The organism is Vibrio sp. Vb1337, assembly GCF_033338715.1.
GTDB lineage: Bacteria > Pseudomonadota > Gammaproteobacteria > Enterobacterales > Vibrionaceae > Vibrio > Vibrio alginolyticus.
Map to the genome: position 1 here is coordinate 301,482 of NZ_JAWOTD010000001.1, position 21,228 is coordinate 322,709.

General features: G+C 44.6%; 19 protein-coding genes. 2 read left to right on the forward strand and 17 right to left on the reverse strand.

The annotated features are described in order from the left end of the window. The first annotated feature begins 59 nt into the window (after positions 1–59). Positions 60–449 (forward strand): ATP-binding protein, encoded by a 390-nt coding sequence (locus R7E42_RS01260; protein WP_005377656.1) that lies wholly within the window; start codon positions 60–62, stop codon positions 447–449. A gap of 19 nt (positions 450–468) precedes the next feature. Here the strand turns inward: R7E42_RS01260 and R7E42_RS01265 are convergent, their stop codons facing one another. From R7E42_RS01265 to R7E42_RS01340, 16 genes are all read right to left on the reverse strand, one after another. Further along, entirely contained in the window at positions 469–1,107 is a 639-nt protein-coding gene (locus R7E42_RS01265; RefSeq protein WP_138939130.1) for a sugar transferase, read from the reverse strand. A gap of 10 nt (positions 1,108–1,117) precedes the next feature. Next, the gene (locus tag R7E42_RS01270; RefSeq protein WP_064353899.1) at positions 1,118–2,308 is read right to left on the reverse strand and encodes a glycosyltransferase family 2 protein; all 1,191 of its coding nucleotides are present in this window, start codon (positions 2,306–2,308) and stop codon (positions 1,118–1,120) included. Continuing rightward, positions 2,301–3,419 (reverse strand): glycosyltransferase, encoded by a 1,119-nt coding sequence (locus R7E42_RS01275; protein WP_054730656.1) that lies wholly within the window; start codon positions 3,417–3,419, stop codon positions 2,301–2,303. Before R7E42_RS01275 ends, R7E42_RS01270 begins: the two co-directional genes overlap by 8 nt. A 221-nt stretch (positions 3,420–3,640) precedes the next feature. After that, positions 3,641–5,074: a GumC family protein gene (locus tag R7E42_RS01280; RefSeq protein ID WP_005377649.1), complete on the reverse strand. Its 1,434-nt coding sequence runs from the start codon at positions 5,072–5,074 to the stop codon at positions 3,641–3,643. Continuing rightward, positions 5,071–6,195 carry a glycosyltransferase gene (locus tag R7E42_RS01285; RefSeq protein WP_167415197.1) on the reverse strand — a complete coding sequence of 375 codons (1,125 nt, stop codon included), beginning with the start codon at positions 6,193–6,195 and terminating at the stop codon, positions 5,071–5,073. The genes R7E42_RS01280 and R7E42_RS01285 overlap by 4 nt, the downstream gene beginning before the upstream one ends. 115 nt (positions 6,196–6,310) lie before the next feature. Then, positions 6,311–7,675 (reverse strand): O-antigen ligase family protein, encoded by a 1,365-nt coding sequence (locus R7E42_RS01290; protein ID WP_005377645.1) that lies wholly within the window; start codon positions 7,673–7,675, stop codon positions 6,311–6,313. Beyond that, positions 7,672–9,102, reverse strand: coding sequence for a lipopolysaccharide biosynthesis protein (locus R7E42_RS01295; RefSeq protein WP_262652722.1), 1,431 nt, complete (start codon positions 9,100–9,102; stop codon positions 7,672–7,674). Before R7E42_RS01295 ends, R7E42_RS01290 begins: the two co-directional genes overlap by 4 nt. Continuing rightward, positions 9,095–10,267 (reverse strand): glycosyltransferase, encoded by a 1,173-nt coding sequence (locus R7E42_RS01300; RefSeq protein WP_262652721.1) that lies wholly within the window; start codon positions 10,265–10,267, stop codon positions 9,095–9,097. The genes R7E42_RS01295 and R7E42_RS01300 overlap by 8 nt, the downstream gene beginning before the upstream one ends. Positions 10,268–10,278: 11 nt before the next feature. After that, positions 10,279–11,463, reverse strand: a complete 1,185-nt coding sequence (locus R7E42_RS01305; RefSeq protein ID WP_318072272.1) for a glycosyltransferase — start codon at positions 11,461–11,463, stop codon at positions 10,279–10,281. 144 nt (positions 11,464–11,607) lie between these two features. Further along, on the reverse strand, positions 11,608–12,678 hold the full coding sequence (locus tag R7E42_RS01310; RefSeq protein ID WP_318072273.1) for a glycosyltransferase family 4 protein: 1,071 nt from the start codon (positions 12,676–12,678) through the stop codon (positions 11,608–11,610). Then, positions 12,653–14,179, reverse strand: coding sequence for a sigma-54-dependent transcriptional regulator (locus R7E42_RS01315; RefSeq protein ID WP_085569876.1), 1,527 nt, complete (start codon positions 14,177–14,179; stop codon positions 12,653–12,655). Before R7E42_RS01315 ends, R7E42_RS01310 begins: the two co-directional genes overlap by 26 nt. A 308-nt stretch (positions 14,180–14,487) precedes the next feature. Further along, positions 14,488–14,868, reverse strand: coding sequence for an Hpt domain-containing protein (locus tag R7E42_RS01320; RefSeq protein ID WP_005377636.1), 381 nt, complete (start codon positions 14,866–14,868; stop codon positions 14,488–14,490). Positions 14,869–14,879: 11 nt separating this feature from the next. Then, positions 14,880–15,566, reverse strand: a complete 687-nt coding sequence (locus R7E42_RS01325) for an AAA family ATPase (RefSeq protein ID WP_086046754.1) — start codon at positions 15,564–15,566, stop codon at positions 14,880–14,882. Continuing rightward, the gene (locus tag R7E42_RS01330; protein ID WP_213872005.1) at positions 15,566–17,668 is read right to left on the reverse strand and encodes an SLBB domain-containing protein; all 2,103 of its coding nucleotides are present in this window, start codon (positions 17,666–17,668) and stop codon (positions 15,566–15,568) included. The genes R7E42_RS01325 and R7E42_RS01330 overlap by 1 nt, the downstream gene beginning before the upstream one ends. Beyond that, a complete protein-coding gene (locus tag R7E42_RS01335) occupies positions 17,665–18,531 on the reverse strand; it encodes an OmpA family protein (RefSeq protein WP_065274524.1) in 867 nt (288 codons plus the stop codon). Before R7E42_RS01335 ends, R7E42_RS01330 begins: the two co-directional genes overlap by 4 nt. Before the next feature lie 26 nt (positions 18,532–18,557). After that, positions 18,558–18,878: an STAS domain-containing protein gene (locus R7E42_RS01340; RefSeq protein ID WP_017634929.1), complete on the reverse strand. Its 321-nt coding sequence runs from the start codon at positions 18,876–18,878 to the stop codon at positions 18,558–18,560. A gap of 422 nt (positions 18,879–19,300) precedes the next feature. On the opposite strand from R7E42_RS01340, the gene R7E42_RS01345 reads away from it, so the two are divergent. Beyond that, positions 19,301–20,146 carry a DNA ligase gene (locus R7E42_RS01345; RefSeq protein ID WP_086046755.1) on the forward strand — a complete coding sequence of 282 codons (846 nt, stop codon included), beginning with the start codon at positions 19,301–19,303 and terminating at the stop codon, positions 20,144–20,146. A 15-nt stretch (positions 20,147–20,161) separates the two neighbouring features. Here the strand turns inward: R7E42_RS01345 and R7E42_RS01350 are convergent, their stop codons facing one another. Further along, positions 20,162–21,160 carry a DUF3080 domain-containing protein gene (locus R7E42_RS01350; protein WP_213891673.1) on the reverse strand — a complete coding sequence of 333 codons (999 nt, stop codon included), beginning with the start codon at positions 21,158–21,160 and terminating at the stop codon, positions 20,162–20,164. Between the last annotated feature and the right edge of the window lie 68 nt (positions 21,161–21,228).

The following is a 21,228-nucleotide window of genomic DNA, read 5'->3' on the forward strand; positions in this document are numbered from 1 at the left end:
TTTCTTTTCCAATAATTTCGTTACAGTTTAGGCTTATTCCCACCTCATTAAACTGCATTATGTCACTGGCTAAACTCATTCTTATTCGTGGACTTCCGGGTTCAGGTAAAACAACCTTAGCAAAACAACTAGCGATAGAGCTTGGTGCTAAGCATTTTGAAGCTGACATGTATTTTGAAAATGATGAAGGTGATTATCACTTTGAACCAGTTCAATTACCTCAAGCGCATGAGTGGTGTTTTCAGCAAACTAGAAAGTGGTTGAACAAAGGGAGAGTCGTGATTGTGAGCAATACGTTTGTTCGACATTGGGAGATGAAGCGTTACATGGACTACTGCATGAAGAAGCGCATCGAGGTGGAAATTAAAGTGTGCCACGGAGCGTATCAAAGCATTCATGATGTGCCACCAGCGACGATAGAAAAGATGCGCCGCCAGTGGCAAGAGTGACCGTTACCAGAACCGGAAGTTATTGACCTCGTCCGTCAATCATCACAACGAATGTTTTGGTCATGATTGAAAGGTCCATTGAAATCCAAGAGTAAAACGAACCTAAGCTTAGTGCGTAACTGTGGTCAAACCCAACTTTGCGTCTTACATCTTCAATGCATGCATCATAGCCTTGGTTAACCTGAGCTAAGCCTGTGATACCTGGTAACACGCCATATGTGCGCTCTACAAAATAGGGGATTTCATCTTCCAATTTCTGGTAGAAAGCTGGGCGTTCTGGGCGCGGCCCAATCATCGACATTTCACCTCTCAACACATTAAACAGTTGAGGTAGTTCATCTAAACGCGTTTTGCGTAAAAAGCGTCCTACTGGCGTGATGCGGGGATCATTTTCAGTTGCCCATACTGCGCCAGAGCGTTGCTCTGCATCAATATACATGGTGCGAAACTTCATGATTTGAAAAAGATCCATTTTTTCTGGTGTGCAGCGTCCTACTCGCAATTGGCGATAAATCACAGGGCCTTTCGATGTGGTTTTGATCGCTAGCGCGATAAATGGGAATAGTGGTGCAGTGACGACCAAAATAAGCATTGCAACCAGTACATCAAACGTTCTTTTCGCGTGGCATACATTTGAATCGTAGCGTGAGTTTTTCATGATGCTTTCCTTATTGGTTGACGCGTTTCCAACGTCCATTTTCCATTCCGAGTAAATACTTCATACCGCCGATAAAGTTGGCGAGATGACCAATGACGATGTAGCTAATCAGCTTAAAAGGTTTAATTGTGTTAAGTGCTGGCATCAAGTAAGTGATAAGCGCGATGCTATAAATACCAACTTGTGCGGACAGCATTACTTGAAACAGCGGATTGTGTGCCAGTAGTAGTGAGCAAATAAAGCAAACAATCATCAAATAGGGTGTTGCTAAGCGCAGAACCTTTCCCGATAGAAATGCAAAGGCAGTGCCACGATAACGAGGTAGCAGTAATTTCTTTAATTGCATGAGCTGCTGCATGTTACCCGCTGAAATTCTTAGGCGCCGCTTGAAATCTGCGTTGTCTGAGCTCTGTTCTAGTTCAAGAGCCAGCATGTTTGGCTCGTAAATAGCGCTATAGCCTCGCAAAACGATTCTCATAGGGAGAATAAAGTCGTCATTAATGGTGCTAACTTCCAGTGGTTCAAATAAGTGAGTTCTGAAAGTGTAAAACGCACCGTGGGAACCAATCGTTGAACCTAACAAAGATTCTTGGTGCTTTACTCGAGACTGGTATTGCCAATACGCCGCTTCACCTTGGTTATCAGTGCTCATTATTTGATATGTTGCGTTAACCACTCCAACGTTCTCATTTTGATAATGCTGACTAGCTAGCAATAGAGAATCGCAAGAAATCAATGCCGACGTGTCACTCAGTGCGGTAATGTCCGAGCTAACATGACGCATTTCTTCGTTGAGTAGGGCAACTTTACCGCGATTGACTTGGTGATCATTAATAATGAACAGAGTATCAGAGCAGATTGCTTCTTGAATTGTCGCTTGAGCAATCTCGGCTGTGTTATCTGTGCAGCCATCACATGCGATCACTACTCTTAATTTATCCCTCGGGTAGTCTAGGCTCGCAAGGTTACGGATCTTCTCTGCTATCCATTGTTCTTCATTGTAGGCGGGCACGATGACAGTAATAGAGGGTAGCTGGCTGTCTGTTTTGGAGGCTTTGTAAGCTCGCTCTACAAATGGTGCTTTGGCTTCGTCTTGCTGTTTTAAAGGAAGCCACTTAAGGAGCAGTGGGTACCCAACGTGATGATAGACAATCAAAAACGCGGATAAACCAAACCCTATAATCCAAAGTAAATCATTCATAACTAGCCTCCTTGGCCAAACGTGAGTAGCGACTCACCATGTCTCTGATATCAAAGTGTTTGAGAATAAAAGTTCGAGGAGAATGGTGTGATGATTCCAGTTGCTGTGATAACGCTTCGGCCAACGAAAACACGCGATTTGCTTCAACCAGTGTGCTGTTGTTCGGACAGAGCGTCTCTTTCACGCCGCCAACATCCGTCGCGACGCAAGGAATGTCACATGCTTGAGCCTCGAGGGTTGAGAGAGGAAATCCCTCTTGAAGTGATGGTAAGCAAAACAAGTCTAGGCTTTGGTAAAAGCTGGGCATATCGTCGACCAAGCCTAAAAAGGTTACTCGATCTTCAAGTTTTAACGTTCTAACTTGTGCTTCCAATTGAACTCGCTGAGAACCATCTCCAGCAATGGCTAGGTGTGTGTTTGGCGTAAGATGAGAGAATGCTTCGATAAGCACTTTATGGCCTTTAACTGCTTCTAGACGCCCGGCAACGCCAATCACGATTTTGTCGGTTGGAAGTTCAAACAAGTGTCTTGTTGCCGTTTGGTCACCGCTTTTAAACTTCTGACAGTCAATCCCGTTATGGATAGTACAAATTTTGCGATACTTTAACTTAGTCTGTATTTGATGGGCGACAAAGTTAGCATCCGCAACTACTTGCGGGCGAATCATCGTTAGCAAAAGGGACTGTAGTCGAGCTGATTTTTTGTTATTAAGGTGCCATGCGTCGTGCTCGGTATGAATCACTACAGGTACGTGCGCTAAACGTGCAGCAATACCACCATACAGAAGTGGGCCGATATGATGGGTGTGGACCACGTCAGGCTTAAGTCCTTTGAGCATGGAAGTCAGCGTACTGATGGTTTTTCCGCTGAATCCAGGTTTCTTATTAAGAAAGTGCAGTTGGCCTTGGTAGGGCAATAGTTTTTGCCAGCCTTGTAGTGCATGTTCTTTGCTTCCTTCTAAGCTCACGACAAAAACGGAATGGTTTGGCTGCGCAAAACGAAGCATTTCTAGTACGAGCGTTTCTAAACCACCAGGAGCTAAGTGTTGCACGACGTGTAATATCACTTTTTTGCTGTGCTTAGTGTTATTGTGTTTTTGTCTGAATTCCATTTTCAAACCCTCGTTGAGTTCTTTGTTTATTTAGGAGTTGCAGACTGCGTGCCAAAAAATTAATCATTTAAAAACAATAGGTTAATATTGATGTTTATGAGACTTTATGTTTATTCTCAATTTGAGATTCATATTAGTGGACATGCTATGAGGCTGTATAAGGCAGTAGTAAAAGAAAAGCACTCGCCGACCGAGTGCTTGTAAATGAGTTCTTATGGCGGTTAGTTTCCGTACACTACGTTAGGTAAAGTGGTGATGACAGGAACACCAAGGTGTTTTTCTAATGCTCTTTTAGAGCGGATAGAGTTATCGGCTAACTCTAGTATCGTCGCTAATCCAATGCCTAAACCAGCGCCACCAATAAATCCTAAAATGACAAATACAAAACTAGGTAAGTTAGTTGGGATCGTTGGCGTGAACGGTTCATCAATGATTTTTACGCGCTTATTCTCTTCAAATTCTCCCAAAGAACCCGTTAGTTGGGCCATCTCATAGCGTTCGACGAGTTCATCATACATTTCTCTCTTCACTGCGACGTCACGAGCTAAGCGGTTGATTTCTGTCGCTGTGCTCCCAAATTGGTGCGCATTTCGCTCTAATTCTTGGATCATGTCTCGCAAGCTGTTGGTTTCTTCCGTAAGTGCTTCAAAACGTCCGCGCATCATTTGTAATTGATGTAGTTGGGAGACAAGTAGAGGCTGTGCTTCGCCAAGACTGTTTACTGTGGTATTGCTCGCGATATCCCATAGTTGAGCACTGTTTAGTTCTGGTTGTTTAGAGTTCAAGAGTACCGAGCGTTCCTGCTCCAACCGGTTTAATTCTCGCAACTTACCTTGCACTAAACTATGCGCCTCTGTGTATTTAGCGCGAAGCAGGGTAAGTTCACTACGAATGTCGATGATTTGCTCTTCCAGTTTACCGATAACCGGGTTCGTTTTGGATAGTTGTTGATCCAAACTGCCTAGACTTCGTGAAACACCAGCAAGCTCCGCCTCCTTTTCGGCTAGCGTTTGTTTGAGGCTAGCAAGGCGAGTAAGGCTTTGAGCTTGCATTTCGGGCGTCGCGTCTGAGTAAGTATTTTTATATTCTGCAAAGGCTTGTTCAGCCTTGTCTAGTTCTTCCCTGCGTTTGTTGATATGGATAGTCAAAAAATGGCTCGAATCTTTAATCGAAGAACGCTCAGGAGCCAAAAGCTGTTCGACAAAATGCTCTCTGACAGACAGCAGCATCGACTCCATTCCTTCTGATTTACCACTTTGCAATTGAATTTGAATGAAGTCTTTACCGAGTGGCTGAACAGACAGGCGCGACGCGAGATCTTTTATGATGAACTCTTGCTCTTTTGCACTCATCTCGTCATTGATCAACGATTGTTCTTTTGCGACTGAATACAAAACGTGTCGGCTTTTTAGCAGAGTACTGAGTGCGCTCAATCGGTCTTTCAGCATTGTTGAGACGGCAAGGTCTTGAAGGAACGGGTTCATTTTCGCTGTCTCTTGAATAAGCATGCTGGTATGAGCAACATAAGTCGTCGGAACCAGTTTACTTACGATGAAACCCAGCACCGGCAAGACAAGCATAGGAATAACGATCATGTAGCGACGTCTCCAAGCTCCATGTAACAGTACGCTGAGGTTTTCTCTTAAATCGTTCATAGCGCCCTCACTAATTTATCAACTTGGTTGGCTCTTGCTTCCCAGCTTTGCTGTTGAACATATTGCTTTGAGTTTGCTGGGGGTGGGATCAAGTGATCGAGACTGGCACATACGTCTTCTAAATTTTGAACTACATGGAGCATATGTTTGTAGGGCATTAATGCAGGAAACGGTGTGCTGATAACAGGGGTTCCTGTTGCCAAGTACTCAAGAAGTTTAAGCGGATTACATGCCTTGATTTGAGCGTTATCAACAAAGGGCAACCAACTGGCATCCCAGTGTTGGGAGTAACGTGGCAGAGTGTGATGCGCTCTCGGGCCCAGGTAGTATACGTTGCATCTTTGTGGAAGTGGATTATCACTGAACTCGTTAGGGCCGATGAACACGAGATCCCAGTCAGGCGCTTGGTCTGCGACTTGGGCAATTAAGTCGTAGTCTAACCATTCAGACAAACTGCCATAAAAGCCCAGCACTTTGCGACCATTATTAGGAAAATCTTCAGCCTTAGGTGCTGGCTCAGAAAACAGACTAAAGTCGACACCGTGAGGCAAAGTGACGGTTTTACCAGATGGAAATTTGGTGGAGAGTGTTTCGCTTGCCGTAAAGATAACGCTGGCCGCATTAACAAGAGTACGTTCGTGCTTGGCCACCGTGTCGTGGTCAACACCAGCTAAAGCGCTAAAGTCATCGCCACAATAGTAAATCAGTCCACGTGGGTTCATTTCTGCACAAAGATCGGCAGCAGTCGGGAGCGACGTCCAAAATACAGGCTTATCAAAACCAAGAGCTTGTAATTGTTTATTGAGTTGGTGTTTCATCATCTTAGCGGCCACTTTTCTTGCTAATGCAGAACTAGGGGCAGGAATGGTGAGCAAGTTGATGATGTGAATGTTTGGGTTTGTTTCAGAGTCCAATGTTGGCTTGTGTGAGCCTACGTTATGAAATACACGAGTGAGTTTGTTTAACGCACGTTGTATGTCTTTAGAATCCAGCTTAGGTTGACGAAGGCCAATGGAGTTAACCCAAAGGATGCGATGGTTCGCTGCTAGTCGCTTGACAATATGCTGAGTGGAAGAGGGTAACCCACCAAAATCTTCTCCAAATACTACGATGTCTGTCATGTGGCTCTCCTTGAGTCTTGGTTATTTGATTACTAATTAAGTGAGTAATCACAATGCGTGCCAAGGAATTAGCCATTTTAAAACAGTGAGTTATGGGTTTTGTTTATGTTTGAAACTAGGATTTCTCATTTTGACAGTCACTTTGAACAATTCGGCTAACGACAACTGTTAACGCCGCTAGAATGTAAATTGGCCAAGTGAAACCTTGAGTCAGAAACGTGCCTGATACGATGGTACCGATAAGCCCACTTAACACGGCGTTTGCTCCTACAGAGAGGGTGTAATCTGATTTTGGTGTCAGCAATGAGATGGAATGCAAAGAGGTGCGGATCAATGACACAATTAAAGTAATGAACACCGCGAGCCCGACAAAACCCGTTTCTGCTAACACGCCAAACCAAGTACTATGGACGGCGTGGTTGATACCATCCCAGTGTGGGCTGTAGAAATAGTAATTAAAGTAAAAGTTATCTAGACCTACGCCAGTCAACGGGTGATGCAGTGCCATTTTAAATGCCGCTTCCCACGCATAAAGTCGCCCCATCGCAGAGGCATCTATACCATCCTCAGCGGCTCCCCCCGATTCTCGTCCTGAAATACCAGCGAATGCGTAGAGTACGATCGCTGCGATGGCGCCTAGTACCAAGACTAATGTTTTGCTTTTGATGTGTTTAAAAGCAAAGTAGGCAAATACAGACAGTGAACCTAGTAACCCACCGCGGCTCTGCGTCTCAATGATCGCAAAGAACAAAACCAAACAGGTGATAAGGGCAAAGAGCCTGAGATGCTTGGGGGAATGCTTCTCCATCAATTGACTAACGGTAAAGGCAAGGGGAAACATCAGCACTAGTGCCAAATCGTTAGGATCGCCAAGTACGGAACCTATGGATCGTCCTATCGACACGCGCGTTCCTTCGACTAAATCAATGCCATTCGCTGCGTTTTGTAATGCCACTAGACCAATCAATAATCCGGCGAAAATAATTGCTTTTGACATCTGAGCGAGCTGTGAAGGTTTAGTAATAAGCCAGGTGATGGCCAACGTCATAATGATGATTTTCCAATAGGTGTTTTTGAACACCGTTATTGCGATATCACGACTGGAAGCGAATATGATTCCGATGATCACCAGACCCCAAAATATACACAGCCACTTTAATGAAGGGTGCCAAAAAGCTGTAATCTGGCGGCTTATAAGAAGGTGAAAAGCGAGTGCGGCGAGTGCCCCCAGTGATAAGAGTAATGGGATCTTGAAGTTATAGATAACAGGAAAGGCTTCGTGAATACGAAAGAATGAAAAAATAACGAACAGTGTGACAAGCCAAAACGTTTGATTGAGAACAAACAGTAACGCGAGTGGTGCGAAACACAACGCAACAATCAAAATGGGATGAGGCATAACAATCCAAAGCAGGCCGATACAGACAGTGATCGTCAGTGCTGCGATGGACTGTTTTGTTCTCACCTTGGTTTCATTCATAACGAGTATCTCTTCACCTGTCCACGCCGTTTCACTATGTATCGAGTGAGAGCATTGAGCGTCTCTTTACTCATGTAGCGAGTGGCTATCCCTGCCAGCAAACTGCATGTCAAAATGCAAATTGCGATGGCGATGCCTATTGATTGTGAAGAGTGAAGCAGGAACAGTGCCACACCGGATATAATCTGTAATAAAACCATCAGACTTAGGTGAAAAGGCAACGTCATACATTGTTGGCCTACTACATAAGTCAGGCCCAGCTTACACAGTTGTGCGTAATAAAGCGCAATGAACACACCATAAATACCCAGAGAAGATAAGCCAAACAGCAAAGCAATCGCAACGCACGCAGAGACGACATTTATACCCAGTAGCCAGCGAGTACGACGCTTGTACAAAATGGAGATGTTAATCAGCTCGCTCCATTCTTTTAACATGGCGATAGGTAGCAAGAATAAGCTGAATAGTACCGCCTCATGATAGGTTTCTGGCAGTAAGTAGGTGATCATCACCATTGCTAATGTGCCAACCACTACACTCAAACCTGTAATGTAAATCATACCTAAGTGTGTGATGCGCACTGCTTCAGTGTTCTTGCGCCCTTCTAAGTAGTTAAATCGACGTGGCATCCACCACATGCCAAACGGCTGCACTAAAATACACATGCCCACTGCAAATTTTACCGCTATCGCGTAAATCCCTAACGTCGCAAGAGAAGTGTTGGCACCAATGAACCAGCGTTCAGCGCCATTGAGACAAAATGCTACTAAACCGGCCATCATCATTGGTAGGCAGTAGTTTAGGTATTGTTTTGCCAATGTCAGCTTAGGAAGAGTGACGTTGTAATGGTTAACGATGTGCAGCCAAACAAATTGAGTAATAGCAGCCAACAAGCCCCCCCACAAAACAGAAATAACATGGGGATGAACAGACAGCGCCGCGACGATAAAAATGACCTGAAAAATGGTGGTAGTGACCATGACGTTAAGCAGTGTTCTTGCTTTGTCGTCTTGTGTTCTTAACCAGGCAGTGCCGATTGCAATACTGCCTTCTAGAACGATAGCAAACATAACAATAGCGAATTCGACTCGCGTAAAAGGCGCGGGAATGGGGGCGATTAAAATGATAGTGAGCAAGCTAAGAGCGACGACGCCAGCGATGAGTAAAGCAAGTGAGTACAGCTGGTTTAGTAGGCTTGTGCGCGTATTTTGATCCTGTTCAACGCCGACGAATCGATAAAGCGCTTCATGCAAAGCGAAACTGACAAACAAGGTCGTAACAACACCAAAGGTTGTTAGAAGCTCAAGCTTGCCCATTTGTTCTGGTGAGAGAAAGTGGGGCAATACAGGCAGCATGATTAGGCTGATGCTTTTATTGATCACTAAGGCGATAGCAAATAGCGTCATGTTGGTCATTGCTTTAGACATGATCATATCCTTTGATGTCTCGCGGTGTCTTGAGTGTGCAATCATTGTTGGTAGCAATTTCGGCAGCAAGGTGCTGGGCGATTGGCAAATAACAACGTTCGGCTGTGTATAGTTGAGAAACATTGAGTGCTTCGATACCCATCGTTACTTTCATCCACGGCGATTCATTCAAAAGGCGAATTGCGTTGTGTAACGAAGCCACATTGTTAGGCGTGTATTTAATACAATTTCGGCCGTGAGTTAACACGCGGTCCCAATAACTATCATCATGTGGAATGACGACACACATACCTGCAGCGAGCGCTTCCAAAATAGATAACCCAAAAGGTTCGTTGAGACTGGTGGAAACAAACACACCACACTGTGAACGCAATTCATCTAAGTTGTTTGGGCACTCATGCCATTCAACACCTTGTGTGTTGAAGTCCGGTGTTGAATATTCCACACCTGCCACGTTAGGTTTGATGTAACACACGGTGGATTTGATCTTTTTCGACTCATCAAGTGTTAAAGCATCAAGCAAAAGATCGATGTTCTTCCATTTTAGTAAGCTAGCTGCCCAGAAAACGCGGCTTGAAATCGGATTCGCTTGTTTTGGCCAGCGATCTTTCGATAATCCATTAACAAACGTAGATGTATTCAAACCACACCAATAGCGTTCGGTGGCTGGCTTCTCTGTTTTGAGGTAGGCCTGTAATGCTTCTACCATTGATTCGCGGGTGTTTGCCAAGTAGTAAATTGCCGATGTTTTTACTAAGCAGTAGCCAGCAGATCTCGATCGTCCAATAGGGCCATGAACCATCTGTACCACAGGCTTTTTGCTAATTAATCGTAGTAAGTACAAAGGCATATCATTACTTGGGCAAGATAGGCCCAAAAAGCTATCTATTTTTGGCAGCTTCATGCACGCGTAGAGAAGTTGGAGAAAGTAGTAAGCGTTCATCAACCAGTAGGTCAGTCCATGAGTCGAGTTAAATGGTGATGGTTTTATTTTTATAACTTGCACACGCGGTGTATCACTAAGCAGTGACGCCCAATGCTCTGGATTTGTAGTGAGTAGATAACCAATCACGTTCAGCTTATCGCACTGCTTAAGGAGCTCTGCATTCGCGATTTTGGATCCACCTTGCATTGGGATGGCGTCGAACATCAATACACGTTTCATGACCGGGCTCCTCAATTGATGCTCAACCAGCGTGAAAGAGGCTTCATGCAGTGAGTCATTGGCATTGGTGTAATGGCGTTGTTATTAAGTTCACCTTCGTAAATACGTTCAATAGCGTTGATAGATGCAGTCGTCGTTAAGTGCTGGCTAGCATGTAGGTAAGCGTTTTCCGCCAGCTTGTTTCTTAATGCCGCGTCTTGCATGACTTGTTGAATCGCGTTTAACAGGCTCGCCATTCCACTGTTCTGGTACAGCAATGCAGAGTGATTATGCTCGAACAACTCAGGAATGCCTCCCGTTTTAGGAGCCACGATAGGCAGTTGAGCTAAAGCCGCTTCCCCGAGCACGAGACCAAAGGCCTCTTCATAGGCGCCGCTAATAAAAGCGTCTGCATTACCACACATCCACGCTCCGGCATTGTGTTGCTCCCCGACAAAGTGCACTCGTTCTTGGATACCAAGATCCGCGGCAAGCTGTTGCAATGCTTCTCTTTCTTCGCCGTCACCAACAATAACAAGGTGAGGGTTGTGATGGTGGTAGTTGTGCATGCGCATTGCGCGAATAAGGCGGTCGAACCCTTTGCGCTTAATCAGCGAACCCACCGACAGAAAGGTAAAGGCCTGTGATGGGATTCCGAGTCGATCTTTAATGTCGATGGGTGTATCCACGCCTTGAAGTGACACGCCGTTGTGTACGACATGAAGTTGGTTTTGTGGGTAGCCGTCCTGAAGAATTTCGCGTCCAACATCTTTGCTAACGCAAATCAATTTTGGAGAGAGGTGAAGTCCGAGAGAGAAGCGATCGCGCAATGTATAATGGCAATGAAGTTGCGTGACAAGTGGTATATGATTCATGCGAGCAGCCAAACACATCCATTGACAAGGGCCGCCGCTATTGACGTGTACCAAGTCGATGCTGTGCTTTTCGATCAAAGCTGAGCCTTGTTTGATAAGGCTATTCCACCCGCTAATATCCCAGCGTGGAGCGCTCCAACCACCCACCAAATTGAAGGCTGAATGTTCCGCTTCAATTCCGAGCGATTGGCACTTATCGATTAATGGTTGGCAGTTGGACCATACGAATGGCTCAAACTTATCGCGGTCGATTCCTGAAATGAGATCCAGAAGCACCACTTCACTGCCGCGAATCCAATTATCACCATAATGAACATATAGAATGCGTTTTGGCGTAGTCATAAGTCACCTCTGTCTCATCATTAATCTGCGTTAACTGCTGAGCTGCAATAGAGATGCCAAAATATGCTATTAGTTTATGTGATTGAATCTTATATGATATTTATGTTTGGAACTAATCATTCTCATATTGAGAACCAATATGGATTAGTGATCCGTTTCAATTTGATATTTTTGTAGCAATACGGGAATCACACTTTGCGCTGAGAAATCATCAATGATGGTTTGTCGAGCATTCTGGCGAATGAGTGATTGTTGCGCTTCACCAGTCGACATCCAGTCATGAAGACATTTAGCAAGAGAGGGAATGTCTTCGACGATAAAACCATTTTTACCCGTTTGGATAATATCTGGAAGACGACCTACACGTAAGCTCATCACGGCAATGCCTCTCGACATGGCTTCAAGCGCCGCCATTGGAAGACCCTCATAACGAGAAGAGATGATAAGTACGCTGATATTTTCCCAAACACCTTCCATATCGGTTTGATGGCCTAGGAAAGTCACGTTTGAAGGGGCAGTTTGATTAAGCGACTCTTTTTCTGGGCCATCACCGTACACACTAAACTGTAATGTTGGACAGAGCCTCGCTACCTCAATAAATTGATCGGCGCCTTTTTCCTGACTCAATCGGCCGACAAAAGCGATCTCCTGATAGTTGAGTTGACTGTTGGGAATCGAAACAAAGTTATTCAGCAGTTCTGAAGAACAAAAAACTTTGCGCTGAATACTTGGACTGACAGCAAAGCAATGGTCAGATAGGCTGCCTGAGCTTCTATCAAGCCAATCGTATAACCATAGCTTTCCTGAGGACGATTCACCAGCATGATAAGTTGAAATCAAACGAGGAAACGTACGGGTGAGCAGTTTGGCGCAGCGCGACAAAATCGACGCTTTATAACCATGGGAGTGAACCACTGAGGGTTGGTGATTGGCGACGGCGCTTGTTAGGTGTTTAATTTTTAAAGCTTTATTGGGCTCGCCAGACAAATAGTTTAAGTAACTCACAGGGATCGCGGCTTCTTTTGCCTTCTGTACAATTTGAGCGGCTGGCGAATACTCAGTGGTTAGCACAACTCGAGCTTTGTGTCCAAAAGCTATTAATCCCCGAGCTAGCTCGATAACGTGACTTTCAATGCCACCGAATAGACGGCTATCAAGCAAGATCCAAATTTCACCAATGGCAGGTTTATCAAGATTGTTCGAGATTAATTTCATCCGCTTCCCACGCTTGTTTTTTTCGGTAAACCGTAGATGGGCTTAACTCCAGCATGACAGCGGCGTTGAGGACGTTGCCATCACAGTACGCAATTGCGTTTTGAATTGCTTCACGCTCTACTTGCCACATAGGGCGAATGGTTCCATCAGAGTTAAAGTATGGTGAGGTAGCAGCAGAGGACGGTGTACCAGGCAGCTCCGCTGCGGTAATCGACGGTTCGACCGCAGAAGGTGAAGGTTCCTCAGTATAAACAGGTGGTGGTGTGATTGGTGCAATGTTTGCTGACTCTTGAGCAACATGCGCAGGTGTCGTTGTTTTCGTAACTTTTGACTTTTTAGTGAGTTGAGCGGGTAGGTGGCTCACCGTGACTTTTTCGTCGTTATTAAGCACCACAATGTTACGTATGATGTTTTGTAGTTGCCTTACATTACCCGGCCATTCGTAATGCTTGATGATATGTTGAGCTTCGCTGTCGATTGTTGAGAATTTCTTTTTGTCCTGTTTGGCGTAAGTGGTCAAGAAGTGCTTGGCAAGCGTGACGATGTCACTTCCTCGTTCACGTAATGGGGGCATATCGATAGGTATAACGTGCACACGGTAGTATAAGTCTTCACGAAAACGACCTTCTTCTACTTCTGTTAATGGATCTCGGTTGGTGGCACAAATGATTCTCACATCCACTTTCATTTCTCGAGTGCCACCAAGAGGAGTGTAAGTGCCCGTTTGTAGAAAGCGGAGCAACTTCTTTTGCATCTCAAGTTCCATTTCACATAGCTCATCAAGAAAAAGCGTACCACCATGTGCCAGCGTCGCCGCACCTTTTCGATCTGTTGTTGCTCCAGTAAAGGCCCCTTTAACGTGACCAAAAATCTCACTTTCCATCAAATCTCGTGGAATAGCCCCACAGTTAATTGCAATAAAAGGCTTGTCTTTACGGTCGCTCTGGCGGTGGACGGCTTCAGCACAAACTTCTTTACCTGTGCCGCTTTCTCCCACAATAAACACACTGGCAGAAGTTGGCGCAACAGCATCAATGGTCTTGTATACCGCCTGCATCGGGAGGCTTGAACCGATGAATCCGTGATAGTTGTGGCGATCAAACTTGGACTGAATATTTTCCACCAAATCTTCCAATTTGGCGCGTTTGAGGTGCAATGCGACTGATGTTTTTAGGCGATCAGCGTTTATGGGCTTTTCTAAGAAATCTTCCGCACCTTTTTGAATTAGATTAACGGCTAAGTCGACGCTGCCGTGTGCCGTAGCAATAATAACGGACGTAGGAATGTCATTCTGGTTGATCCAATCCAACACGTCTTCGCCAGACATGTCGGGCAGTTTCAAATCGAGAATGATGAGCTGAGGTTTGCTTCTTTCAATAAATTGAATCGCTTCGCGACCTGTCTCGACATGAAAAATGTCATAAGGTTCGTCTTTCACATACTGCTTATAAAGTATGGCTAGTGAAGTAGAGTCCTCTACCAGTAACACCCTTGGTCTCATAGTCCCATCCCAACGTAGTTTGTTTCATTTTTTATGATTTTTGTCAGCACTACTATTTGGCATTATGAGTGGTTTATAGCTCTCTAGTGCTGAAAATTCTCAATTTGAGAAAAGCGTTATTTAAGTATTAGCACAAGGTAGGAAATTTGCGAAAAATCCATACTTTTTAATTGATTAAGTTATGCCCAAATAATTTCAAGGTGTGTGGCTTGGCGAGGGTGATTGAATTTGGAGCCTAAATTTCTGAGATGATGTCGGCATCGCGCTTTATCAAACGCGATGCTTCGCTAGGGAGTAAGACACTGATACTACTCAAACCCTTGAGCTTTTCGCTTTTCTAACGCATCAAACGATTCATTGGCGAGTTGCGGAAGTGTTTCACAAAGCTCCAATGCTTTTGGTATTTTTCCTTCGACACAGTACTTCTCAATCATTCTTGCTTGTCTTGAAAGCGTTCGATTGCCTAGAGCGAGAGCAGAACTGCCCAGTGTGTGAACCTCGAACTCCAATGTTTGAAGGTCTTTTGTGCTTAATGCTTGCTCTATTTTCTCCATGCGATCGCGTGACTCTTCGACATAGTGATCAATCAAGGTAGGGATGATTTCGGCGCACGTATCTTTGATCATTTGCTGAAGAATATGCTCATCCACTAATTCTTGCTCGATAGTCAATGTGTTATTTATCGTCATAATAGCGCTCCCTATAACATAAACAGTTCGCTTTTTTTAATTTGCTGAGACAGTTTTTCTTTCCACTTTTTTGGTAAGAAACGCAGCTTGGAAACTTGGCGGATTAACTCATCTTTCAGGCTTGGTGTGTGCTTCATGTTCAATACAGAACCAATCAAGTTCGCATCGCTAGCATCAAGTAGCTTTTTGGCTTGCTCGAGCTGGGTTGCAGTCGTAGAGCCATAATGCGCTACTAACAAAGTAGCATCACATACGCCAGCAATCACTTGAGGCGCAATATTGCTTCGGTTGACACTAAGAAGTGGTGATGTATCTATCACGACGCGCTCGTACTGCGTTAACCATTGTGCAATGTTTCGTTTCAGCGTTGTTGGGTCTCGGTACGCTAACTGAGTGCTGGCGAGAGACGGAGCAGGGAGGCCGACTAAAGTTTGATGTGTATTCTCTCGTGTGATCAAATGGCCAACCTTCTCGTCATCATCAAATTCGTGAACAGTGTGATAAGCGGGTTTGAATAAGTTAAGGTCTACATACAAAGTATTGTGGCCTGCTAAAACCAAGCGCTCTGCAAGAGATGATGCCACGGAAGTGACACCATCTTCAGATTTACAACCCACAACACAAATCGTTTTGTGGCCTTTCTGTTCACTCTGAAGATAAATTTGCTCAATCTCAGCGTGAGTTGCAGGAATAGTCATTACAACGCTCCTATTAACACGATGGTTGTGGTGATTTGTAAAATATCTCTTAATCCGGCCCTCGCTTTTTCAACAAAGCTTTCGTCTTTATGGGGAATGTAAATCGTGTCGCCTGCGCGAATGACTGGCAGCTCATAAATGTTGGCTGTTTTACTAAAGTTCACCAAATCAAATGTTCGGGCTTGGCCCTGGCAGCAAGACATATTGACCACACTGATCTTTTCAAGGTAGGCATTGTCAGTTGGTCCTCCTGCTTCCGCTAACAGATCAAGCACAGTCATGTTGTCATTGAATACGTATCGCCCTGGGTCTCTTACTTCACCTAATACGCGTACCGTGGACTCTTTTGAACGATCTAACCAGTTTTTGTTTTTTTCTGGAATGTAAATGGTATCACCAGGACGAACGTGGGGCAGAATTGACTCATCGCCTGTTTCAAAGTACATCGATAAATTCAATTTACTCACTTTGGCATAACCTAGGCCTCGGTGTGTGACACGGATGTTGTGAATATCTGCATCCATTGTCGGTCCATCGGCGGCAGATAAAATATCCAGAAAATGCATATCTTCGGTGAAACGATAGCGCCCAGGTGCATTGATTTGCCCGAAAACGTATATCGATGCGTCAGAGCTTTGGCTTACCCATTGCGACTTATTATCGGATGGGTCGTCAGGCAATGCATGTACCCTTACGACTGTACCAGCGGAAACTCGAGGTAGGCTTGATGTTGGTGAGCCATCCAGAATGTATTGGTCTAAGTCAAATTGTGTCATTTGACCGTTATTGGCGACTTCAATTTTGGTGGTATCAGCTCGTCGAGTTGGGCCACCAACGTGTGCAAGCAGATCAATCAAATCCATTTCGTCTGACCACTCGATGCGTCCAGGGCGAACAACTTCTCCCATCACTGCGACCGCTCGACTAGGTGCTACTTTTAACCAAGACTTCTCATTGAAATCGGTTTTCTCCGGTACGAAAATCGCGTCTCCTGGTCCAACATTTGGTGGTCTGGCTGAAGATAGTCCTTCTGTATGCGCGGTAAGATCGAATTTGATGACTTTGCCATCGGCTTTTATAACGCGAATTTGGCGAGATTCTGCGTAGCGAGTGGGCCCGCCAGCGTTGGCGAGGATATCCATGAAGCTAGCGCCTTGCTTGCCTTCGTATGCCCCAGGATGGGCGACTTCACCCATCACGTAAACCACATTTGCACCTGCTTTGATTTCTTCTTCCTGTTTTGGGACAAAGATGGTGGCACCTGGCAGGATCTCCGGCAGTAGGCTTTGGTCTCCAGTATCAAGGTACTTTTTCAGGTTAAACATGGTTGGGTTATTGTTTGTTATCACGCGAATTTGCTCGACACTGGCATATCGTGTCACGCCGCCAGCTCGCATTACGACATCAACTAGCGTGGTGTTTGGCTTGTATGAGAACGAGCCAGGTGCGTTGACTTCACCAAAGACTTTGATTGCACGAGCGGAATCTGCGCTGTCACCTGAATTCGCGAGTTTTGCTGCATCAAACTCTTGCTCAATATTCCCTACGAGTGGGGAAGCGGGAACAAATAAGACATCCAGTGATTCTAGTTTTGGCAGCTGGCTATTGTCACCCGTATCAAGGAAGCGTTTGTAGTCAAATTCAATGCTTCTATTTCCACGTTTCACGATCATTTTATCAAGCTGAGCCCCTGCGCGCAGGCCGCCAGCTTCGTAAACAAACATTTGAATGTTGGACCCAGAAGGTAAGGTATACTCACCGGGTTTGACCACGTAGCCTTGAACGGACACTAACAACTGTTGCTGTTTAATAAAAACTCGAGCGTTGTTAACGTCACGATACACGGTCTTTAGCCTGTCGATAATCACGTCTTGGAGTTGTTGTTCATTGTAGCCGGCCACTAATACAGGGCCGACTTCTGGTAAATTAATTCGTCCACGACGATCAACCTGAAACCCTTGGTTTAACGACGCCTCTCCAGGTAAGTTAACCTGTATTAAATCACCGACCTTAACAGTATTGCTCTCATCCGCTATGGAAGAAGGTACCCACGCGACCAGACACAACAACATTAAGAGGATAAATGGTTTCATCGTGTTCATAGCGCGCCTCCTGCCGTTGGGTTGCGGTTTATTGAGCTATCGCTATCTGAATTAGGGCTAATAACCTCGATGCTTACTCGACGATTAGTTAAACGCACGGCGGATGTTTCACCTTCATAGAGTGGCAGGTTATCCCCGACAGATTTGGTAGTGACTCTCTCTGAAGTGATACCAAATACGGTTAGGTAACGCTTTACTTGTTCCGCACGCGCTTGAGCAAGTTTCTGGTTGTAATCGGGTGTTCCAGTTGCATCCGCATGCCCCGTTACTACAAGAGATAGGTTAGGGTGGTCACGTAAAATGTAGGCTGCTTCTGCCAAATGTCCCATGTACTTCGGGTTGATTTCTGCTGAATCGACAGCAAACTGGTTGTCGATATTAAGTAGTGCATAGATATCCGAGACTATGTTTAGGTCGCTACGTAGTGCTTCAATATCATCGGGCGGTGTGCAAGTTGTTTGGCTCAGTACGTAGTCGAGTTGTTGTTCGAGCTGGTTTAAGCGTCGACGCTGAATAACAAGGTCGTTGGCAGCGTCGAGTAAAAGCCCACCTTCCAACTCGCGCGCAATTCTATTTTGTTTTTCAAGGGCCTGAACAACTGCCGCAGGAAAACACCAGCGCGCTCCCTCTTGGATTAGTGCGTCTAGATGTAACTTGGTCAATTGCCAATCAAACCTTAACCCATGTTCTGGACCTAAAGGCTCGTCAGGCATCACTGGGGAAAACTGATAATTCTCGATCGAGATATCTTGATAGCTTTCCGCCAAGCCACCTTTCCCGTGTTCTGGGTAGTCAAACGACGAACAACCAAACATGCCGACAACAAGACCGCTTACTGCATATCGTCGTATAAGATTTACCATGCCAACCTCCGTTTAAACCGGTATTTTTAGTGTCCTTTTGAGTTAACGGGAATGGCATGGTTGATACGAAGCAAGCTCATGATTTCTAAAGGTTGGCCTGATACGTTTTCAATACTCATGCTTCTTTCACGTTCAACTAGACGCTTATATAAGTAAACAATGGCACCAATCCCTGAAGAATCAAGAAATTGGACGTGCTGTAGGTTAATTTCGACTTCTTTGTGATGATTGTTGTGAATTACTTCATCAATGTGATGTTGTGCTTGTCGACAGCCACTTGCGTCTAAGTCACCAAAAAACTCAATGGCTAACTTGTCTTGATTGATTTCTAGTTTGCGTAATTCCATGACTCTGTCTCCGTTTGTTTTTCTAATTGGATATAGAGCAGGTAACGTGCCAATTTGAAATTAATGAAAAATCAAACAGTTAAATATTGTTAATGATATTGTTCAATTTGAGAAAGGACTGATTCTCAAATTGAGAATCAAAAATGCACAGAGAAATGGTTTGCTTATAAGAGGTGTTGAACCTAAAGAAGTCATTAGAGCGGGGGATCTCGTCATGATTAGATTCCAACTCGATTGACGAACCATCCGCCTTAAGTGAACAACGTGTAACGACTAAATGCAAAACCTGTCTAAAGTTTATGATTATCTTTGCAAATTATTACTAATGTTGATTGTTATGAGTCGAAGAACAACTAGTAATAAATAGGTCATCGAGAGGACTTACGTTTCAATAAAGACGATTTTTTGTACAAGGTCTTCTTATGCCATTAAAAATGACATTAATTGCGCTGGCTGTTATGGCAGCGTCTTCACAGCTTCAAGCGGATACTTCTCTCGCACCACCAGTTTCTCTTGCACAAAGCTATCAGGATGGCATTGATGTGTCTGAATATTGGTATAGCGAAAAACTTGATGGTGTTCGCGCTTATTGGACTGGGCAACATCTCGTGACGAGAAATGGTAATCGAATCTACGCCCCAGATTGGTTTACAGGACCTTTGCCTGATTATCCGTTGGACGGTGAACTTTGGGCTGGGAGAGGTAACTTCCATCTTGTTCAGCAAACGGTATTAGATAAAACTCCTGTAGAGTCTGCTTGGCGACATATCGACTTTATGATCTTTGATATGCCATATTCCGCTGGTGATTATCGGAAGCGTTATTACAACATCAAAGATTTAGTGCTTGAAGTCGACCAGCCTCATATCAAATATGTCGAGCACCGAGCGATTCAAAATGAAGCTCATCTGTTTACACAGTTGGATAAAATTTCAATATCCGACGGTGAAGGGGTGATGTTGCGGAAGGTATCAAGCCGCTATCAGGCTGGACGCGGTAGTGATTTGCTTAAACTAAAACGATACGCAGATGATGAAGCGTTAGTTGTGGGTTATAAGCCAGGAACAGGGCGCTTATTAGGTATGATGGGAGCAATGTTAGTTCGCTTACCAAATGGCATTGAGTTTTACATCGGTAGCGGATTTACCGATGAAGTGCGTCGCCAGCCTCCGAAAATTGGTTCAACCATTACATTTAGATATAACGGTTTTACACATACTGGTAAACCACGTTTTGCTCGATTCTTGCGTGAAAGGTTGAAGGAATAGAACGCTCTGCACTTACTAGTTGCCAACGGTTACGCCACATCGTTTGAAGAGACCCTGCCAAAACTGAACGTGGTTTAGGGTTTCTTGCCTAAATGTCCTATGTGCCTCAATGATGCCATACTGGTGACCATGGAGTTGCATACGGTTCTCCACCAAAGTGGCACCATCATTAAGTTGTTGATAGGTACTGTCTAAATAAGCCAAATAAGGTTGCACTTCTTCAACGTAAATGGATTGAAAGACATTTCTTAAGTAGCGGAACTGGGTGGTGTCTCTGTTCGGCCCGCACAATACATTGCTCTGGTTCTGCTCAAGTAGTTGAGTTGTCGCTTTTAACCAAAGGGATGTGTTTACCATTGAATAGTAAAGTCGTCCGAGTAAACGAGATTTCTCTAACTCTTCTTGATATTGCGTAACTTCCACATCGGGTAGACGTGAGACCGCGCGGTGGGGTAAATCATACATTTCGCTGAAAATACGATAGACATCGTTAATGCGTGCAATATCATTCGTCGTGTCTTGAGATAGCCAATCAGAGGCAGTTAGTTGCTTTTGCATGGCATCACTTACGAGTAGTAAGTTGTCGAGATGAATGTCTAAATGTTGCCACTTGGTTGAGTAAAGCTCTGTCAATGTCGCGCGTTCTTCATCGCTAAGTGGAAATTCGGATAAACATCGATTCATGACTCTTAAAAGGGCAGTTTGATAATCAAAATCATGAAAGGCATCCTGCACCTTTCCAAGTTGTGAGTTTTTCTCGGCAAGTAAATTAAAGAGTCCGCACTGTCGTAATTGATAGCTCTCTAGCAGGCCAATAGATAGCCTTGGCAATGGTTCGAACAAAACGCGTTTCGCAGGAATCGTTACTGTAGACTGTAATTCTATTGGAATAGCAGGAACGTCCAATACATTGGCTACACGTTGATGATACTTATCAAACACGGCGTTCTCTGGATTGAACCAGTTATCACAACCATTAAGAAGCAAGATTAAGAACAATAAAATAGACCGCACAAATATCCTTTTTTATAACTTCGTATCCGTTGTCTAGAGAGCAAAATCAACCGCTTCGTAATCTTGTT

What these genes read in the sequence shown, in the direction of transcription:
- R7E42_RS01260 (WP_005377656.1), top strand. Translation starts at nt 60, where the DNA reads ATGTCACTGGCTAAACTCATTCTTATTCGTGGACTTCCGGGTTCAGGT.
- R7E42_RS01265 (WP_138939130.1), bottom strand. Translation starts at nt 1,107, where the DNA reads ATGAAAAACTCACGCTACGATTCAAATGTATGCCACGCGAAAAGAACG.
- R7E42_RS01270 (WP_064353899.1), bottom strand. Translation starts at nt 2,308, where the DNA reads ATGAATGATTTACTTTGGATTATAGGGTTTGGTTTATCCGCGTTTTTG.
- R7E42_RS01275 (WP_054730656.1), bottom strand. Translation starts at nt 3,419, where the DNA reads ATGGAATTCAGACAAAAACACAATAACACTAAGCACAGCAAAAAAGTG.
- R7E42_RS01280 (WP_005377649.1), bottom strand. Translation starts at nt 5,074, where the DNA reads ATGAACGATTTAAGAGAAAACCTCAGCGTACTGTTACATGGAGCTTGG.
- R7E42_RS01285 (WP_167415197.1), bottom strand. Translation starts at nt 6,195, where the DNA reads ATGACAGACATCGTAGTATTTGGAGAAGATTTTGGTGGGTTACCCTCT.
- R7E42_RS01290 (WP_005377645.1), bottom strand. Translation starts at nt 7,675, where the DNA reads ATGAATGAAACCAAGGTGAGAACAAAACAGTCCATCGCAGCACTGACG.
- R7E42_RS01295 (WP_262652722.1), bottom strand. Translation starts at nt 9,102, where the DNA reads ATGTCTAAAGCAATGACCAACATGACGCTATTTGCTATCGCCTTAGTG.
- R7E42_RS01300 (WP_262652721.1), bottom strand. Translation starts at nt 10,267, where the DNA reads ATGAAACGTGTATTGATGTTCGACGCCATCCCAATGCAAGGTGGATCC.
- R7E42_RS01305 (WP_318072272.1), bottom strand. Translation starts at nt 11,463, where the DNA reads ATGACTACGCCAAAACGCATTCTATATGTTCATTATGGTGATAATTGG.
- R7E42_RS01310 (WP_318072273.1), bottom strand. Translation starts at nt 12,678, where the DNA reads ATGAAATTAATCTCGAACAATCTTGATAAACCTGCCATTGGTGAAATT.
- R7E42_RS01315 (WP_085569876.1), bottom strand. Translation starts at nt 14,179, where the DNA reads ATGAGACCAAGGGTGTTACTGGTAGAGGACTCTACTTCACTAGCCATA.
- R7E42_RS01320 (WP_005377636.1), bottom strand. Translation starts at nt 14,868, where the DNA reads ATGACGATAAATAACACATTGACTATCGAGCAAGAATTAGTGGATGAG.
- R7E42_RS01325 (WP_086046754.1), bottom strand. Translation starts at nt 15,566, where the DNA reads ATGACTATTCCTGCAACTCACGCTGAGATTGAGCAAATTTATCTTCAG.
- R7E42_RS01330 (WP_213872005.1), bottom strand. Translation starts at nt 17,668, where the DNA reads ATGAACACGATGAAACCATTTATCCTCTTAATGTTGTTGTGTCTGGTC.
- R7E42_RS01335 (WP_065274524.1), bottom strand. Translation starts at nt 18,531, where the DNA reads ATGGTAAATCTTATACGACGATATGCAGTAAGCGGTCTTGTTGTCGGC.
- R7E42_RS01340 (WP_017634929.1), bottom strand. Translation starts at nt 18,878, where the DNA reads ATGGAATTACGCAAACTAGAAATCAATCAAGACAAGTTAGCCATTGAG.
- R7E42_RS01345 (WP_086046755.1), top strand. Translation starts at nt 19,301, where the DNA reads ATGCCATTAAAAATGACATTAATTGCGCTGGCTGTTATGGCAGCGTCT.